Source organism: Paludibacterium flexuosum, assembly GCF_037076605.1.
In the GTDB taxonomy this organism is placed as follows: domain Bacteria; phylum Pseudomonadota; class Gammaproteobacteria; order Burkholderiales; family Chromobacteriaceae; genus Paludibacterium.
Window position 1 is genome coordinate 2741815 of the sequence record NZ_AP029060.1, and the last position, 14438, is coordinate 2756252.

The following is a 14438-nucleotide window of genomic DNA, read 5'->3' on the forward strand; positions in this document are numbered from 1 at the left end:
CGGCGCCGGTCACATCCACGATGAACGCATGTGCTCCGGGGTATAGGCGGTCTGTTCGGTGCAGGCAATCCCCAGGCTGTCCAGCCGCAGTACATAAGACAGCGCCAGCGGGCTGACCCGCTGATCCAGATCCAGCACGCTGTAAGCCATGCCCAGCAGCACCTCCAGCATCATGACCGGGCCGGTCAGGAACAGGGTGACATGATCCTGCTCCTGCAAGGCGTCGTAACGATAGTCACGCAACCGCGCCAGATAATGGTGTGCCGGCAGATCCGGCTGTGGCCCGTGCTCCAGTCGATAACGGAACAGAAAGCGATAGCGCCGCTTGATCTCGCGCAGCAGGATGCGCACCAGTCTCGAGCCGGGCAGGGCCGCCAGCAGATTGTTGTTGAACTGCCCGCAGGAGGCCATGGCGGCCATGGCCAGCAGATGCTCACGGGCATGGATGCGGGGGGCGGGCAGGGGGGTGCCATCCCAGCGCCCGGCCAGGTGGTGCAGGCTGGCCAGCAGATGCGGTGCCTGCGCCTGCAGGGCTTGCCGATAGCAGTCATCCGCGTCCGGGGCAGCAGGGCCTGCCGGCCTGAGCGACTGACGCCGTTGCAGGAACAGTTCGGCCCGGACAATCGACTGAATGTTGCCGTTGGCCTGATCCGACAGGGGGCCGAAGACGCCGTCCAGCGAGGGCAGGGTGTCCACGTCGACATACACGCCGCCATGCCGGTAGAGCAGCAACAGCCGCAGGATGTCAGCCGCCGCTGCCGCATTGGCGCGCAGACAGAGCTCCTGATGATAAATCCGCGCAAAGAACGGCTCGAAAAACAAACCGCGCTCCTGGCGGATATCCCGCAGCACATACTGACACTGCAGCGCTGCCAGGCGTTGTTGCGACAAGAGCAGATCCGCCTGCAGCCTGGCGGATTCGCGCGGCGCCAGTTGGGCGCAGGCACCGATCAGCGCCTGATCAAAGGTCTTCCCCTGCATCATTCCGGCATCGATCAGGCGCTTGAAGTGATCCTGGTATTGAATCCACTCCGCTGCCGGCGTATCGGTACGCAGCGGATAGAGCGCATGGAACAGCCGGCGGTAGTGGTTGAACAGCAAAAAATGGCTGTCGTAATAAATACGCACGCTGCCCTTGCCCTGCAGGGCTTCCTTCCAGACGTCGATATAGGCCAGGGCGGCGGGCGGCAGACAGCCAATCCAGATGAAGAAAACGTCCTGCAGCAACTGGCTGCCTGGTGGCGGACCGGGATGCGCCCGGGCCTCATCGCGCAGTATGGCGATAATTTCCCGCTCTGCGCCGCAAGCGAGCAAGGCTTCGAAGCGAAGGGCCAGTGCCGCAGCCCGTTTTTTCTGATCATGGCAGTGGAATCGTGGCAAGTTGATCTCCTTGTGCCATACCCGACAGGGAAAGATCCTCAGGCATGGTCGATCACTGCACCACCGCGTGCAAACAGCGGCAATGTCTGCCTGATTTGGACGCAGGCCGTGCGATGGATGGGCTGCATAGTCAATCGCCGATCATGCGTGGCGGCAAGTGCAGGTGATCGTCATGAAGAAAGGTGCAAGCACTGGTCGATTGCCATGATTTAGCCAATCGGTACGGGACCCGCGCCGTGTCTTTTTCCGTGCCTTAAACCGGAATAATCCCCACCCTGTGCGCTGAACCAAGTCTGCCGGCTGTCTCTCCTATCAGCAGGCATTCCAGCAGTACTGAATGCCTGTCTCTCAGCGCAGCATGCTGCCTGAGCTTAACCTTGTGAAGGAGCAGAACATGAAACAAGTGACATGCAAGCAAATGCGGTTTATCTCCGACGATGCCTTGCGGCAGGTGTCTGGTGGTTTGGCGGCATCGCAGGGGGTTCAACACCGTCTGCGTCGCAGCCCCAACTGCGTGGCGGGTGCCTACAACGTGCACCAGGGCTACGGCTCCGGCCACAATGCGGGCGGCTATGGTGGGGATGGCGAGAGTGACTACTCGGCGCCGGGCGGGGACGACGACGACTAACCCCCTGTCTGGCGCAACGGCTGGGGATGATGCCCGGGCAGCATACGCTGCCCGGGCATTTTGTTGGCAATCTCAGGCATGGCGAACCGGCAGGGAAGCCAGAAAGGCATCGGCCGAGGCCGGAAACAGTCCTTCAATTTGCGCGAGGTCGCGATCGCCGGAAAGCAGGTCCGGCCGGTCATTCAGGGTCTCGACCCGGAACAGTGCCATGCCGCGACAGAAACGGCCATCCGCCGAGCTGAATCGCCGGTCATACAGGACATGCAGAGGCCCCGGCTGCGCGGGCGCCGCGACACCAAACAGATCATGGCGGTTTTGCCAGGAGGGCGTACCCACATCCAGTTGATCCGCCAGCCTGCTGAAACCGGCAATCAGCGAGGGGATGTCGGCGGTTTTCAAGGCATCGGACGAAATCGCCCGCTTGTCCCTGCGTCCGCCCGGGTCCTGAATGTTCTGCTGATCGCGATAGACCGGTGGTTTATCGCATGCTCCATGCCAGGCCGTACAGGGAGTAGGCCCAGGCGTAAGCCAGGCTGCACAGCATGAGGACTGCGCAGGTGATGACCCTGCACCTGGGTGGGTAATTTTCATGTTTTATCCAATAAAAATCCGAATTTGCGGAAATTAAATATTTATATGTATTTGGTGATTTTTGCTTGAATGGCTGTCCATACTCCAAGGTGGGCAGATTATGTCAAGCGCCCTTTCGTTCGTTGCCGTATTGAGTGGTTTTATTTTTAATTGAAATTTAATTGATGAAATCAAAAAAAACTGCCACGCCAGGGGAGGAACAAAGCAGGTTGCCCGCTTTCATGGCTGAGCACTCGGTGATGGATGGGTGCATATTCTTGTTAACTTCATTTTGTTTTTATCCACATTAAGGAGATAAACATGAAACAAGTGATTTGCCATCAAATGCGGGTTATCAGCGAAGAGGCGTTGGCGCAGGTGTATGGGGAAGGTATTGAGGCTGGAGGTTTGGCTGATCGAATCAAGCATGGCGCTCAGAGAGTGCTCAGTGGCAGTGCAGGGTGCGTCGCAGGGGCTCAGCGCGCTGCGCAAGGAAGGAGTCCTGGCCGATACCCGGGGTAGCGCAACGAGACTCAAGTCATCCGCCGGACAATGCCTGTCATGACGGATACGCTCAGGAGCGTCACTTCTCCTGAGCCTTTGTTTTTGCAGATCAGGGGACCAGCGCCGCGAGAAACGCATCGGTCCTGGCTGGGGACAGCGCGTCGATCTGATCGATATCGGCACCTGTGGCCGACAGGTAGCGATGACGTGCCGGGTTGTAGATGAGTCGCACCGCATGCTGTTGCTGGCCCTGCTGGCTTTGCAGGGTACTGGTCAGGGTGATGGAGGGCATGCCTGCCGTGCTTGCATCACCATCGGTGGCAGAGACTTGCATTCGGGTGTTGATCTGGCGGCAGGGAGATGGCTGTCCGGTCTTGCATGGCCCATCCGGCGGCATCAGTGAACTGATGAAGTGCTGCGCCAGCAGCAAGCGCTGATTGCGCAGACTCAAGGCGACCAGGCCGGTATCGCTGCGTTGGTAGCCCCGCGTGGTGGTGCCGGTTTTGTTGAAGCTGAACAGCGAGATCGGACCATACAGTGTCTGATCTTCATAGCTCACCTTGCCGCCAGGGGGGGACACCACCGCTGGCAATGGGCGCCCTTGCGGGATGACGCGGTTGAGGGTGGGGTCATAGCGCAGCGGCTGAATGGCCAGTACCTGCACAGGCTGATGGCCCTGCGTTTCGAAGCGGAAAACCAGCGCGCCCTGGTCAAAGCGCTCCGAGTCTTGCTCCTGAAAGCGCAGATACTCGACGATCTCCAGCCGGCCCGCCCCACCGGGCACGGCAACACCCAGCAAGTCACGCGGTGATTGCCATTGCGGCGTGCCTTCATATTGCGCCTTGCCCAGGTCGTGGGTACCGGGTACCAGGTCTGGCATGGTGGCCTTCTGATAGGCGAGATAAGAGGGCTCCTGTTTGTTTTTCTGCGGCAGATAACGGCTGGGGGGCTCCGCTTGCCAGCGATAACCATCACTGTGATAGAACCAGTAATATCCCATGCCGATAAAAATAAGAGTGCCGATTATTATCGTGCGCTGTTTGTTTGTCATGGTAATATTTTATTCGTGGTCAATTTGAATAAACAAAAAGTAAAACTGTCTGATTAAATAACGGAATATTGACCATGGCTATTTATATTCGTTCCTGATGGGGCGCTGTCAAAAATCAGGGGGATAAAATATCGCCGAGCGGAAAATGATCAGGGTTGCTGTTTCAAATGGCTTCGTTGCACAAATCACGGCCCGGGCAGACGGGGCAGGATGATGGCATGAGCAAGCCCGTCTCGCCAAAGGACAAGACCACGAACTGGAAAGCCGACAACGCAGCGCTCAAAGCGCACGGTTGGCCAGATGATCTGGCCGGACCGTGACATGAACTGGCCCGGCAGTCCGCCAGGTCAGCGTGGCCGTAGGCAGACCTTCAGTGATGTCGCCATTCCGTTCTGCCTGACAACCAAATGCCTGTTCAACCTTGCGCTGCGCCAAGCCGTGGGCTGGTGCAGGCCGCCCCTCAACAAATTGCCATTCCGGTCGATATTATGCATAAGTAATTCAAATTAAAATTTCGATATGACGATTGTTTCGCCCCTGAGTACCCCTCCTGCCACCGCCTCCTGGCCGTCGTCCTATGTCGCGCCGGCCAGCGCATCCGGCAGCAGTGATTCTCCCTCGACCGTGGTGACGCTGGGGGCGGTCGCCGATCCGGATGTGGTGACTTACACGCCCTCGCTCAGCCCGACCTTGCCCGCCGTCGTCTGGCAGCGAGATGAGCACGATGCCCTGTCCGCCCTGCTGGCGCAGAACTTCCGCCTGAGCTCGCAGAAAGGCCGCTTCCAGGGGCTGGGCGCAGCCGTGATGCAGCGGCTGGGCAATGACACCAGCAATGATGCCCAGAGCATCCGTCTGGCGGTGCCCTTGCCGGTCGAGAGTACGGCCCTGTTCACCCGGCAAGGCAGTCTGCATGTCAAAACCGTTGGCGGCGGCGAGGTGATGGTGACCCTCAGCCAGCAGAATGACCGGCTTGGGGTGGAAATCGTCAGCCACAATGCCATCAGTGATCAGGAGCGCGAGGCACTGGCCGGGCTGGCGCAAGGCTTTCAGCAAGCGCTGGATGGTCTGTCGGAAGAGCCGCCAAGGCTGGCGATGACCGGGTTGCTGCAGTACGACAGCCAGCTGCTCAGCGCGGTGGACTTTCAGGCGGATCTGAAACCCTCCGGCACCGCCCATACGCGCTACAGCTTCCATGTCGATCAACAGACCCGCAGCCTGACGATCGAGGGTACCGCCGGCAAGGTGCAGCTCAACGTCAACACCCGGGACCTGCGCCTGTGGGGCAGCCAGTCGCAGCAGGCAGCGACCGTCGATCACTATCTGCAGCAGTTCGATCAGGCCGGTCAGCGCGGCCATGCCGATGAAGAACTGATCAACTGGCTGAAGGTCGGCTTCACCCAGCTCAATCATCAGGACAGCCAGGCAACCGAGACCCGCCACCCCTCGACGCTGAATGAAGACGATCACGCCCTGTTGAGCGGTCTCGCCGACTTTTCCCTGGCGATCAACGCCACCCCGGTCCAGCCCAACGCCAGGCGCATGGACGAGTGGCAGACCTTCTCCTACCAGGCCTCGCAACAGACCGAGGTCGATGACAAAAACCCGGCCGAACGTCAGGTGGTGCAAAACCAGCAGACGCAGCTCAGCGCCAGCTTCCATACTGCCGTGCCCGGGGTGCCGCTCGATTTCAAGCATGGCGACTACGTCTATAACCAGATTCAGGACAGCGCCAGCACCCGTACTGCCTTCGGCTACCACAAGGCACAGCTGGCCTATGCGACCGTCGAAAAAGCCGCCAGCCAGCGCACCCGGCAGCAAACCTATCTGGCGGCACAGAAAGTCAGCGATACCACACGGGAGAAACCAGGCCACCTGCACGTTGACCTGATGCCCCTGCTGAGTCCGGATCACCATGCTGACCAACTGAAAACCGAAGCCGAGCGGCAGGCCGAGCATGCGCAGCGACTGATCCAGGCTCATGGCCTGATCCAGTTGCCGGTGCTGTCTTCGCAGCTGGTGTGATGTCCGCAGAAATAGCGATGCAAAATAAACGATTAGCTGATAATATGACGCTCGTCATTGGGGAGTAGCCGCCCTCCGTCAGCGAGAGGGACTTGCATCAACAGACTTGCCGCATGCGGCATGGTGCAAGTGATCCGGGATTTGGCAAGACCTTTGATCGCATCGCCGCCGTCAGGCCGGGGTGAGCATGCGATCATTGTCTGTTTGCCGGCCCGGATTTTTTTATGCTGCAATCTTTTCTTGTTTCGACCAGTCTGGTGGCCCTGGCAGAAGTGGGTGACAAAACCCAGTTGCTGTCGCTGATCCTGGCCGCGCGTTATCGCAAACCCCTGCCCATCATGCTGGGTGTCCTGGTGGCCACCCTGGTCAATCACGCCTGTGCCGGCGGCGTCGGCGCCTTGCTGGCCGATCTGCTGAATCCCAAAATCCTCAACTGGCTCATTGTGGCATCGTTCGTGCTGATGTCGGGCTGGATCCTGATTCCCGACAAACTGGACGAGGACGAAGTCAGCCTGCCCAAGCGCGCCATGGGGGTGTTTGCCACCACGGTCGTGGTGTTCTTCCTGGCAGAAATGGGCGACAAGACCCAGGTGGTGACCATCGCCCTGGCGGCACGCTATCAGGATTACTTCAGCGTGGTGGCCGGCACCACCATCGGCATGATGCTGGCCAATGTCCCGGTCATCTATCTGGGCAGCCGGTTTGCCGAGCGTCTGCCGACCCGGAAAGTACACTTGCTGGCTGCGGCCATCTTCGTCGTACTCGGTCTGCTGGCCCTGCATCATGCCGTGACCACCACCCCGCTGTGGGGCTGAGGCGTCAGCCGGTGCCGGCCACCTCGGGCGGCACCAGACGGCTTTGCAGCATGTCTTCCGCCATCAGGCGCGCCACCTTGCGCAAATGTACCTTGTCCTCCCAGGACAAGTGCTTGGGCTTGAAGTCCAGCAGGCAGAGCGTGCCGAACGGCTTGTCTGGCTGAAGCGCCAGCGGCGTGCCGATGTAGTAGCGCACCCTGGGCTCCTGGCATACCAGGGTGTGATCGCTGAAGCGGGGGTCCTGCAGGGTATCCGGGACTTCAAACACATTGCCGTCGGCCAGGGTCTGATGGCAGAAGCTGAAGGTCTCCGGAATAAAGATCTCCACCAGCTCGCGGTGGCGCTTCACCCACTGCTGTTCGGCATGGATGACGGTGATCATCGCCTTGTAAACATCAAAGCGGGTGCGACAGTAGGCCGCCAGAATATCAATGCGGTCTTCCGGTTCAATATCGGTAAACAACAACTCACGCAGGACGTTCATGCTGGAACTCGGCTCGGACAGGGCGCCAGGTGGATGATAGATCATGGCGCCAGACCTGCATGGCCGGAGACAGGCTCAAAGACCGCTGCCCAGATCGCACAATACCTGGTAGCGACGATCCAGCCAGGCAAGAAAACGTGCGCCGAAGGCGCTGACCCGACAGCCGCCACAGCCATTGGATTCGATGAACTGACTGGCACACAGGGCCGGATGACTGAACGCCTTGAAATCGAGCGGGTTGTGCTGCAGCTGCCGCAGCGCTGCGATATCCGACTGGCTCAAGCGCCTTTCCATGACTTCCTCCAAACCACATCTGGGGTGGCTGAGACCGAACTACACTAGTTCTAGTCGCTGCGCTGCGAAATGCAACAAGAAAATGGGGTGATGCAGCGCAAAAGACACAAGATATGGTCCGAGCAGTGTCACGGCCGTTGCGGCAGCGGGCGCAGTCCGTCTTCATCCTGCAACCAGAGCGCTGCGCCGCCCTGTGCCTTGGCCTGATACATCGCCTGATCCGCCCGCTGAACCAGCTGCTCGCTGCCGGCCGTCCGGTCGGAATAAAAGGCCACGCCGATGCTGGCATTGACCGTCAGCGTACGCGTCCCGGCCTGACGCACAAGATGGATACGGTGGCGCAGCGCATGCAACTGCGGCTGCAATTCCGCCAGTGTCGCGCCGTGTGTCAGCAGCAAGGCAAACTCGTCACCGCCCCAGCGCGCCACCAGATCCCCGGGCTGGCACACCGACTGCAGCTGCTGAGCCACTTCGCACAGCACCAGATCACCAGCCTCATGGCCCAGGGCATCATTGATCTGCTTGAAGCCATTCAGATCGATGAAAGCCAGCGCCAGCCCTGTGCCGGTCTGCAGCTGCCGCTGCAACTGCTCGGCAAACAAGGTCCGGTTGGCCAGGCCGGTCAGTCCGTCGAAGAACGCCAGCATGCGTAGCTTGCGCTCGGCCTCCTTGATGCGGCTGATATCCGTCAGCACCCACACCGAATGGGCGCCACTGTCATTGGCGGCCAGCCGCGTGACCGAAACCAGCACCGGCAGGGGCGGGCGGTCCGGCCGCCAGATTCGCAGCTCCCCCTGCCAGTCCTGTCCGTCGGCCAGCATGGCCTGCAGATCACCGGCACTCAGGGCGCGATCGACCCCGGGCAACAAAAAATGCGGCGCCATCCCCGGCAGCTGCTCGCACATGCCCGCCAGCGCCGGATTGACATACAGCCACTGCATATCGGCATCGGCAATGGCAATCCCTTCCGAACTGTGCTCCACCGCCAGCTGCGACAACTGCAGCTGCGTCTTCAGCTGCTTGTGCTCGGTCATGTCGATCACCGTGCCCCACAGATGATCGATCTGGCCATTGGCCAGCTGGTGAATATGATTGCGCTCCAGCAAATGGCGAACCTGCCCGTCCGGCCGCACGATGCGATACTCGATATCAAACGGCTGGCCCCCCTGCATCAGCCGGTTCAGATCCTCGCGTACCCGCTGGCGGTCCTCCGGGTGCACACAGCGGAAATACCCTTCTTCGGTCGGCACGAAATCACGCGGGTCCGTACCGAAAATATCGTGCACCGCCTGGCTCCACTCCAGCCGCCCGCTCTCGCTGTGCAACACCCAGGAGCCGATGCCGGCGTCACTTTCCGCACTCTGCAGCAGCTTGGCGGCCAGATAGTACTGCGGGTGATCGGGGAACTGATCCTGAGGACGCCGCAGCACCAGCAGCACCGCGTGCTGCTGCGGCAGGGCACTGGCCGTGATCACCAGCGGCAGGAGCTGATCCGCCGCGGCCTGCCAGTCATGCTGTCCCAGACTGCCGCTGGCGCAGGAGTCTTGCGCCAGCATCAGCGCACGCCAAACCGGGGCTTGCAGAATATTGCCCTGTGGCAGCCATTGCAGGATGGGGGTGCCGATCAAACCTGCCGGCGCATCCGGATGCAAAAAGCGGCAGCGGGCGTTGGCATGGCGGATGATGCCGTGCGCGTCTACCACCAGCACGGCATCCGGCAGGGCCTCCAGCCAACGGCGCGCGCGCAGCCCGCCCGGGAGGACCAGACCAAGGACCAGCAGCAACAGCAGGCTGGTCACGGCAAGCAAGAAAACCAAGACATGACTCCAGATCAGCGAGCAAACCACCTCCCCGTCCATCGTCTGGCTGCGGTCGCGAAGGGGGTGTATGAGAGTTGCATAAAGAATAGCAAACAAACACGTCGCCCGTGTGACGGAGACAGGCAAGCTGGCAGTCCGACGACAGTCTTTGGAGACATTATCCGTAAATGCCAAAATCGCTTATCATTCACCATGACAATGGCCTAATAAGAGGTGGCATGGTGAAAGGGTGGCGGTGAAAGGTCGCGCAGTCACGGAGGGAAGCTCCGCCGCAAGTCGGTGGCAACGGCGGTGGTCGCATTGGCTGGAACGACTGCGCCTGGCGGGCCGCGCCACGCGCCGTCTGGTGCACTGGGCCGATTTTCACGCCATGCGTGCTGCGATCAGCCAACTGCTGCTGCACGGCGAGGATGAGCCGGCTTTGCTGGCCCAGATCGTCGACAGCGCAGTCCGCATCGGCGGCTTGCAGCTGGCCTTCATTGCCCAGCCGAATGCGGACGGCGACTTTCGCATCCTGGCCGCCAGCGGCGATCTGACCTGCCTGGACGTGCTGACCGGTGGTGAGCAGGACGAGTCACCCACCCGGCAGGCCTGGCAGCGCGGCGACATGGTGTTGCTGGCCAGTCTGGCCGCGCTGCGGCCACTCGCCCCCTGGCAGCGCCAGGCCCTGCAACAGGGCATCCGCGCCGGCGTCGCCTTGCCCATTCACAAAAATGGTCAGCCCTGGGCCATCCTGGGGCTGTTCCACCCACATGAAGCGCTGGGCGACGATGCCGCCATCCGGCAGGCGATGAGCCAGTTTGCTGCCGACCTGGGCATGGGGCTGGACCGGCTGGATGCCCGTCTGCTGCAGCAGGCCCTGCTGGACAACACGCGCGTCGGCATCGCCCTGGTCCGCTCCCGTATCATCGAACGCAGCAATGCCAACTGCGCGCGCATGCTCGGCTACACGCTGCCGCAACTGGTCGGCCAGTCCGTGCGCGCCATTTACCCGGATGAGCATGAATATCGCCGCGTTGGCGAGGCCTATCACCAGATGCAGCGAGACGGGCGGGTCAGTCTGCATGGCGTGCGCTATGCCCGTTGCGACGGCGACGTCCTGCTGTGCGATGTGACCGGCGTGCGTTTGCAGGGGAGCAGCGACGAGTGGTCGGTCTGGACCATCGAGGATGTCACCCGGCGCGAACAACAGGCGCGGCGCATGCAGACCCTGGTGCAGTTCAATGCCTGGCTGGCCGAGATCAACCGCCAGGGCAGCCTGTGCGACAGTGAGCAGGCGCTGTTTGCCGCCGTCTGCCAGGCAGGGGTCAGTCAGGGCGGCATGATGCTGGCCTGGATCGGTCGTCCTGACCCGGATAACGGTCGCTTCAGCGTGCTGGCGGCAGAAGGGCAGGTCGACTATCTGGCCAATGTGCATATTTCTGCCCTGGCCGGTGTCATCGGTGGCAATGGCCCGACCGGCATCGCCTGGCGCGAGGCCCGTCCGGTATTCGCCGCCCGCTACCATCATCCCGAACTGCAATCGCCCTGGCTGGCCATGGCCCAGCGCCACCGCTTCGGCGCCTTTGCCGCCCTGCCGATCCTGGTCCAGGGCGAGCCCAGTGCTGTCCTGACCGTCTATTGCCAGTACGAAGACGTCTTCGATCACGACAGCCAGCATGTGCTGCAGGCGCTGGCCAGCAGCATCGGCCATGGCCTGCACGAAATCTGGCAACGCCACCGCATCATCAGCCTGCAACACCTCTACCGCGCCCTGATGAGTGAAGGCGACGTCGTGCTGCAGGCGCGCAGCGCCAGCGAAATGCTGCTGCGCACCTGTGAAAAACTGATCGATGGGACACAGTTCCATGCCGTCTGGGTGGGGCGTCCCAATATCGATGGCCGCTTCGAGGTTCTGGCCAGCGCCGGCTGCGGCACCGTGGAGCTGCCACAGGTCGAATTGCCGCTGATGCCGCAACAGGGTTGCCCGCTGGTCCTGCGCGCCTGGCGCAGTGCACAGCTGGTGGTGAACAACGATCACCTGGATGACCCGCTGCTGGCCCCCTGGCGTGAATTCAACCAGCGCCACGGATGGCATGCCGCACTGGCAGCGCCGGTCTGGCGCGCCGGCCAGTGCTGGGCGGTACTGATGTTTGTCTCGCCGCAGCGCGACGTCTTTGACGAGCAAACCATCGAACTGTGCCAATTTGTTGCCGCCCTGCTCGGTCATGGTCTGGACGAAATGGACCTCAAGCAGCGCCTGAGCCTGATGCAGCGCGAAGAGGCCCACCGCGCACGTCACGATGCCCTGACCGGACTGCCCAACCGTTATGCACTGGAACAGCATCTGGAACATGCCATCGCCCTGGCCCGGCGCCAGGGCACTCTGGTCGCCGTCGGCATGATCGACCTGGATGATTTCAAACCAGTCAACGACACCTGGGGGCACGAGGCCGGTGACCGCTTGCTGCAAGAACTGTCACAACGCCTGAAAAAGGCCTTGCGCAGTGCCGACATGCTGGCCCGCCTGGGCGGGGACGAGTTCCTGCTGGTCATCGAGGGCCTGGACGAGCAGCAACTGCAGCAACAACTGCAGCGCGTCTGCGAACGGCTGCATCAGGGGGTAGAGCAGGGCTTCGAGGTCATGCCGGGACAACTGGCCTCGGTGGGAATGAGCATGGGGCTGGCGGTGTTCCCGCGCGATGCCCTGGACCCGGATCTGCTGATGCGCCAGGCCGATGTCGCCATGTATCAGGCCAAGCTGCACAAGCATGAGCGCAGCCGCTGGTGGTGCCAGGCCGGCGAGGTCAGCGATGCTGCCATGGTGGACCAGGTGTTTGACCCTTATGGCGCTGAGGCAGCCGTCTTGCTGCAGCGCCTGCATGCCCCCCTTGAACAGGTCATCCACGAATTCTCCGCCGCCTTTTTCCGCCAGGGACATGCCGGACTGCCGATTGCGGATATCCTCACCAGCCTGGACGAGAGCATGTTGCAGCATCTGCGTCAGGCTCAGGCGCAGCATTGCCGCTACCTGCTGGCACCCGATACCACCCGCGAAGGGATCATCCAGCGCGGCCAGCAGATCGGCGGCGTCCATGCCCTGGTCGGGGTCTCCAGCACCCTGCTGACGCAAAGCCGGGCACTGTTCCGCCAGAAGCTGGGCGAACAACTCAATCGCAGTCTGTTGTCGGCGCGCGAACGCTACCGGGTGCTCCTGGCCGCCGATGCCCGGATGCAGGACGATCTGCAGGCCGAGCTGGAAGGCGCGCAGTCCGTACAGGATGCCTACCAGGTCCTGCTGTCCCGCCCCCTGCCGCCGGAGGACGTGCAGCCGGTCGAAGCCTGGCACAGCGAGCTGGAGGCCATCGGCCAGTTGCCGGGTGTGCTGGCCTGCCAGCTGCTGCGTCCCAATGCACAGGGGATTTTCCAGGTCGAAGCCAGTGCCGGCGACATGGCCGAGCCCATCCGTGAGATTCTGGCCACGCCGGGCATGCAGCCGGTCTTCGATACGCGCGAGCAGGCGGGTCGTGGCGTGATTCCGCTGGCCTGGCGCAGTGGCAACCCGGAAACCTGTGCCGTCTATGGCCGCGACCCGCGCACCGCCACCTGGCACCCGGTACTGGACCGCGTCCCGATTCGCAGCATGGTGGTGATCCCGATTCGCGATGGTAGCGGTGATGCGGCCCATGTGCTGGCGATCCAGGGCCGCATGCCCAATCAGTTCGAGTCGCGCTCGATGCAACAGTTTGCCGCCGGTCTGCAACAACGCCTGTGCACCATCTGGCAACGCTTCAGCCCGGTCGGCCAGGCCGCCGGCATCGAAGAAACCGCCGCCCGCCGCTACCGCGAACAACTGTTTGCCGGCGGACTGGAAATGTTCATGCAGCCGATCGTCTGCCTGCGCAGCGGCAAACTGCGCAAGGTTGAGGCGCTGGCACGGCTGCGCATGCCGGACGGCTCCCTGGTGGCCCCCGGCGTCTTCCTGCCCTTGCTGAGCAATGTCGAGTTTGATCGCCTGTTCCGCCTGGGGCTGGATCAGGCACTGTACTGGCTGGTGAACTGGGAGGCGCAGGGCCTGACGCTGGAGGTGACCGTCAACCTGCCGCCACACACCCTGCTGGATCCGGCCTGCGTCGCCTGGGTAGAAGAGGCGCTGAACCGCTACGGCATTGCGCCGGAGCGTCTGCACCTGGAGTTGCTGGAGAACCAGAGCATCGACTTCGCCAGTCAGAACCAGGCCATTGCCCGGCTCAACGAGCTTGGTGTGCATCTGGCCATGGACGATCTGGGCTCCGGCTACAGCAGTCTGCAACGCTTGTCCGCCTTGCTGTTCCGGACCATCAAGAGCGATCAGGCGCTGCTGGCACGTGCGCAGGATAATCCGGTTCAGACCCTGAGTCTGCTCGGCGCCATCATCCAGATGGGACGCGATTTCGACTGCGAGGTGGTGGTCGAAGGGCTGGAAGACGAGACCATGGTGGAGGCGGCGGCCCTGCTCGGCGCACACTACGGCCAGGGCTATGCCCTGGCCAGACCGATGCCGGCCGAGGAACTGCTGCGCTGGCAGCAGCACTTCGTGCTCCCGGTGCAGCATGGCCAGATCCAGTCCGAAATGGGCGCCCTGGCGTATCTGTGGTTAGTGATGCACAGCGAAGGCTGCCATCCGCCGCAGCATCTCAATCGCTGCCCGCTGGGACGTTTCCTCGATACCCTCGGACCCGATGCCGATGTGGCGCACTACTGGCACAGCGCCATCCATCAGGGCGAGGGCCGTCAGGAAGCCGCGCAGCGCCTGATGACCTGGCTGGCCGCGCGTATCCGGCAGCGTCATGCTCCCATGCCCGCCTTGCAGCCAGGCCTTTTGCCTTCAAACGCAGGGTGAATCACTTGT

10 protein-coding genes, 1 pseudogene and 1 riboswitch are annotated in these 14438 nt (G+C 62.0%); of the genes and pseudogenes, 5 read left to right on the forward strand and 6 right to left on the reverse strand.

The genetic code is table 11. The annotated features are described in order from the left end of the window. Positions 1-9: 9 nt before the first annotated feature. A complete protein-coding gene (locus AACH39_RS13050) occupies positions 10-1380 on the reverse strand; it encodes a TcdA/TcdB catalytic glycosyltransferase domain-containing protein (RefSeq protein WP_338620282.1) in 1371 nt (456 codons plus the stop codon). 394 nt (positions 1381-1774) lie between these two features. On the opposite strand from AACH39_RS13050, the gene AACH39_RS13055 reads away from it, so the two are divergent. Then, positions 1775-2008 (forward strand): hypothetical protein, encoded by a 234-nt coding sequence (locus AACH39_RS13055; protein WP_338620284.1) that lies wholly within the window; start codon positions 1775-1777, stop codon positions 2006-2008. Between the two features lie 72 nt (positions 2009-2080). On the opposite strand, the gene AACH39_RS13060 is transcribed toward AACH39_RS13055, so the two are convergent. Both AACH39_RS13060 and AACH39_RS13065 read right to left on the reverse strand, forming a co-directional pair. Then, on the reverse strand, positions 2081-2407 hold the full coding sequence (locus AACH39_RS13060) for a hypothetical protein (protein WP_338620286.1): 327 nt from the start codon (positions 2405-2407) through the stop codon (positions 2081-2083). A 784-nt stretch (positions 2408-3191) separates the two neighbouring features. Then, on the reverse strand, positions 3192-4133 hold the full coding sequence (locus AACH39_RS13065) for a hypothetical protein (RefSeq protein ID WP_338620288.1): 942 nt from the start codon (positions 4131-4133) through the stop codon (positions 3192-3194). Positions 4134-4351: 218 nt separating this feature from the next. Here AACH39_RS13065 and AACH39_RS13070 point away from each other — a divergent pair. The 3 genes and pseudogenes from AACH39_RS13070 to AACH39_RS13080 form a co-directional block, all read left to right on the forward strand. Continuing rightward, a pseudogene (locus tag AACH39_RS13070) lies at positions 4352-4577 on the forward strand (transposase); the annotation flags it as partial. A 75-nt stretch (positions 4578-4652) separates the two neighbouring features. After that, entirely contained in the window at positions 4653-6155 is a 1503-nt protein-coding gene (locus AACH39_RS13075; RefSeq protein WP_338620290.1) for a hypothetical protein, read from the forward strand. A 47-nt stretch (positions 6156-6202) separates the two neighbouring features. Next, a riboswitch (yybP-ykoY riboswitch) is annotated at positions 6203-6374 on the forward strand. A gap of 5 nt (positions 6375-6379) precedes the next feature. Next, entirely contained in the window at positions 6380-6970 is a 591-nt protein-coding gene (locus AACH39_RS13080) for a TMEM165/GDT1 family protein (protein ID WP_215778911.1), read from the forward strand. Positions 6971-6974: 4 nt separating this feature from the next. Here AACH39_RS13080 and AACH39_RS13085 read toward each other — a convergent pair whose 3' ends face one another. The 3 genes from AACH39_RS13085 to AACH39_RS13095 form a co-directional block, all read right to left on the reverse strand. Next, positions 6975-7499, reverse strand: a complete 525-nt coding sequence (locus AACH39_RS13085) for a GAF domain-containing protein (RefSeq protein ID WP_215778909.1) — start codon at positions 7497-7499, stop codon at positions 6975-6977. Between the two features lie 30 nt (positions 7500-7529). Then, positions 7530-7748, reverse strand: a complete 219-nt coding sequence (locus tag AACH39_RS13090; RefSeq protein ID WP_215778907.1) for a hypothetical protein — start codon at positions 7746-7748, stop codon at positions 7530-7532. A gap of 128 nt (positions 7749-7876) precedes the next feature. Then, entirely contained in the window at positions 7877-9565 is a 1689-nt protein-coding gene (locus AACH39_RS13095) for a GGDEF domain-containing protein (protein ID WP_215778904.1), read from the reverse strand. 373 nt (positions 9566-9938) lie between these two features. Between AACH39_RS13095 and AACH39_RS13100 the strand changes: the two genes are divergently transcribed. After that, a complete protein-coding gene (locus AACH39_RS13100) occupies positions 9939-14429 on the forward strand; it encodes an EAL domain-containing protein (RefSeq protein ID WP_338620295.1) in 4491 nt (1496 codons plus the stop codon). Positions 14430-14438 lie beyond the last annotated feature (9 nt).

Bases quoted from the DNA above. Each gene is read 5' to 3' on its own strand.
- AACH39_RS13055 (WP_338620284.1), top strand. From the start codon at position 1,775: ATGAAACAAGTGACATGCAAGCAAATGCGGTTTATCTCCGACGATGCC.
- AACH39_RS13065 (WP_338620288.1), bottom strand. From the start codon at position 4,133: ATGACAAACAAACAGCGCACGATAATAATCGGCACTCTTATTTTTATC.
- AACH39_RS13075 (WP_338620290.1), top strand. From the start codon at position 4,653: ATGACGATTGTTTCGCCCCTGAGTACCCCTCCTGCCACCGCCTCCTGG.
- AACH39_RS13080 (WP_215778911.1), top strand. From the start codon at position 6,380: ATGCTGCAATCTTTTCTTGTTTCGACCAGTCTGGTGGCCCTGGCAGAA.
- AACH39_RS13085 (WP_215778909.1), bottom strand. From the start codon at position 7,499: ATGATCTATCATCCACCTGGCGCCCTGTCCGAGCCGAGTTCCAGCATG.
- AACH39_RS13090 (WP_215778907.1), bottom strand. From the start codon at position 7,748: ATGGAAAGGCGCTTGAGCCAGTCGGATATCGCAGCGCTGCGGCAGCTG.
- AACH39_RS13100 (WP_338620295.1), top strand. From the start codon at position 9,939: ATGCGTGCTGCGATCAGCCAACTGCTGCTGCACGGCGAGGATGAGCCG.